At 33.1% G+C, this 2833-nt stretch carries 3 protein-coding genes; all 3 read right to left on the bottom strand.

All coding sequences use genetic code 11. The features are described from left to right. Nucleotides 1-92: 92 nt before the first annotated feature. The 3 genes from PHU20_RS20060 to PHU20_RS20050 all read right to left on the bottom strand — a co-directional run bounded on the left by PHU20_RS20060 (nucleotide 93) and on the right by PHU20_RS20050 (nucleotide 2392). Nucleotides 93-674, bottom strand: a complete 582-nt coding sequence (locus tag PHU20_RS20060) for a YdeI/OmpD-associated family protein (RefSeq protein WP_274827190.1) — start codon at nucleotides 672-674, stop codon at nucleotides 93-95. Further along, nucleotides 667-1617, bottom strand: a complete 951-nt coding sequence (locus tag PHU20_RS20055) for an alpha/beta fold hydrolase (RefSeq protein ID WP_274827189.1) — start codon at nucleotides 1615-1617, stop codon at nucleotides 667-669. Before PHU20_RS20055 ends, PHU20_RS20060 begins: the two co-directional genes overlap by 8 nt. 85 nt (nucleotides 1618-1702) lie before the next feature. Further along, nucleotides 1703-2392 carry a helix-turn-helix transcriptional regulator gene (locus tag PHU20_RS20050; protein ID WP_274827188.1) on the bottom strand — a complete coding sequence of 230 codons (690 nt, stop codon included), beginning with the start codon at nucleotides 2390-2392 and terminating at the stop codon, nucleotides 1703-1705. Between the last annotated feature and the right edge of the window lie 441 nt (nucleotides 2393-2833).

Here is a 2833-nt window from a genome sequence, read left to right as displayed (position 1 = left end):
CAACATTATGGACTAGTAAAAAATAAAATATTATCTTTAGAGAACTGGACTAGGGCTTTTCATAGGATACATTGTTGTAAGCCGTTTTTATTCTATCTAAATTGTTTCGGTTTGGTATTTCTACTTGCGTTTTCTGCTATTTTAATAATTCTTTTTTGTTTAGTTTCGGTTTTTTTAGCAAGTACAATCCAGCTTAATAATATTTTCTTTGCAGATTTACTTAAGCTTTCATAATATTCTAAAGCTCCTTTTCTTTTATCAAATTCTTCCTTTAAGGCTTTTGGAAGAATTAAAGCTTCTACTTCATCCATTATAAACCAAGAGCCATTTTCCTTAGCTGTTTCAATAGATTTATAGCCAGCTTCTCGGATAAGTTTTTTTGAGGTTAAATATTCTACCTTATCTTTATTTACCTTAGACCAAATACTATTAGGTTTTCTTTTACTGAAATATTGAATGTATCTTTCTTCGTCAATTGTTTTTTTTGTACTATCTATCCAACCAAAACAGAGTGCTTCATCAACTGATTCACTCCAGCTTATAGAAGCAATTTTTGTTGATTTTTTATAAAAAACAAGCCAAACAGACTGTTTTAACTGATGATTTTTTTCTAACCAGTTTCTCCAATCTGTTTGACTTTTAGGGTAATATGTTTCTATTTCTTTTTTAGACATTATGGTGTTCCAACCATTCTAAAATGGCTTGATTAGTTTCTTCTGGTTTTTCTTGTTGAATACAATGTCCGCAATCTAAACTAATTACTTCTGCATTAGGAACAAAATCCGTTAATTTTTCAGATTTAGGAATCATATCCTGTTCTCCATATATCATAAGTGTAGGATGTTGAATAATTGGATTTAAATCTGCTAATAAATGCCAGTTGCGGTCAAGATTTCTATACCAATTAATACCTCCTGTAAATCCTGATGTTTCGAAAGCAGAAACATATACAGCCAATTCACTTTCGCTCATTATTGGTTCTCCGAGAGATTTTTCTGCTTTTGCAAGATTAATCATTAACATTCCTGGTTCAGGCATTGTAGGTGGAATGTTTTTACGAAATAAATTACCAAGAAACTGAGATTTGTTTTCATCTAAAATAGCATCTGCTACTCCTACTTGACGATTAAAGTGAACAAAATAGTTATCTGCTCCAAATATTTCCTCCATCCATTCAATCCAAGGTTTTTCTCCTCTTTCTTGATAAGGTAAAGCCAAGTTTATTATTTTATGTACTCGTTTTGGATGCAATAAAGCAAGACTCCAAACAATATTAGCACCCCAATCGTGACCTATAAAGGTAGCTTTTTCATATCCGAAGTGGTCAAGCAAAGCAATTAGGTCGCCTGTTAAATGTTTAATATCGTATTCTGTTATTTCGGTTGGGCAAGATGATTTCCCATAACCTCTTTGGTTTGGAACAATAACGTGATAACCAGCTTTAACAAGTTCGGTAATTTGAAAACGCCAAGAAAATGCATTTTCAGGAAAGCCGTGACATAGTACAATAGGTTTACCTTTATTCTCTTTACCTGCTTCAAATACTTCAAGTTCAATATTGTTGACTGAAATCATAGTTGATTTTGAAAATTCGATTGAATTATTTTTATTGCTCATACGATTATTATTTTTTGTTTAAAAATTAATATGATACAAATGTAAATCGGTACTATGACAGCCTTATGGCAAGGGTCAAAAAAGGTTAATGATATTTGTCAAAATATTCTTGTAAATTCATATTATGAGGCTCGAAATTTTCTGTTAGAATTTCTATTTTTTGAATTCTGTCAGGTCTAAAGAACCTAAACTCATTACGCAAACGACAAAATGCAATTAAGTACCAATTTTCAGAATTTAATATAGCAAATGGTTCTATTATTCTAATTGAAGCAGAATTTTCTTTATTGATATATTCTATTTTAACAAGGTTGTAATTAGTTAATGCATTTTGTAAATCTGATAAATTATTGCTATTCCTTTCTCGATTTATGTTTTCATCATAACGTGTACGCTCAAGGAGTATATTAGCTTTATCTTTTGTCGTATATTTTAGAATTGATTTAATTTTATCGATTGCTTCTGAGTAGTCTTTTACAAATGATGCATCCTTGCTATTTAGTACTAATTGTTCTGCAAGTATTAAGGCATTTGCTTGCTTTTCGGTAAACATTACAGGTGGAATTTTATATCCATCCATTAATGTATAACCTTTTCCTTCTTCTGTCAATACAGGCACGCCAGATTGTTCCAATGCCTTTATGTCTCTGTAAATGGTTCTTTTACTAATGTTAAATTTATTCGCTAACTCCGAAGCAGTTACAATTCGTTTAGTTTGTAATTGAATTAAGATTGCGGTTAATCTTGATAATCTATTTGTTTCGGAATAATCCATTTTTCAATTTAATTACTGCTTTTTTTCAAATGGCTTACAACGGCTCGGCTATGATCTGTTGCGGAAAACGTCCGTAGGACTTTTTCGCCCGGTTCTGAGCCATTGTTTAAAGTTAGGGATTTCCGTTAGGAAATCCATCGTAAGCAATTGATTATAGGTATTGTTAGCGTACGGTTTTTTTTAATCCGTCCGGAGTTTGCAAAAATGGCCGAAAATCGAGGGACTTACGTCCCTAAGCGGACAAGCCCGAAATCCGATTAATTCCGTCCTGGTAAGAGGTCCATCTGCGTTCTGCTTGTGTTTGAGTGATCCATCCGACAGAAAGGGGGAGAGGAGTCCGTTTGCGTTCTTTTGAGCACATTTGCAACTGTTCGCTAACGGCTCGGCTATGATCTGTTGCGGAAAACGTCCGTAGGACTTTTTCGCCCGGTTCCGAGCCAT

This window comes from Maribacter polysaccharolyticus (assembly GCF_028882255.1).
Classification (GTDB): domain Bacteria; phylum Bacteroidota; class Bacteroidia; order Flavobacteriales; family Flavobacteriaceae; genus Maribacter_A; species Maribacter_A polysaccharolyticus.
The sequence above is the reverse complement of the archived record's forward strand: the minus strand, read 5'-3'. Positions and strand labels throughout refer to the sequence as shown.

What these genes read in the sequence shown, in the direction of transcription:
- PHU20_RS20050 (WP_274827188.1), bottom strand. Translation starts at nt 2,392, where the DNA reads ATGGATTATTCCGAAACAAATAGATTATCAAGATTAACCGCAATCTTA.
- PHU20_RS20055 (WP_274827189.1), bottom strand. Translation starts at nt 1,617, where the DNA reads ATGAGCAATAAAAATAATTCAATCGAATTTTCAAAATCAACTATGATT.
- PHU20_RS20060 (WP_274827190.1), bottom strand. Translation starts at nt 674, where the DNA reads ATGTCTAAAAAAGAAATAGAAACATATTACCCTAAAAGTCAAACAGAT.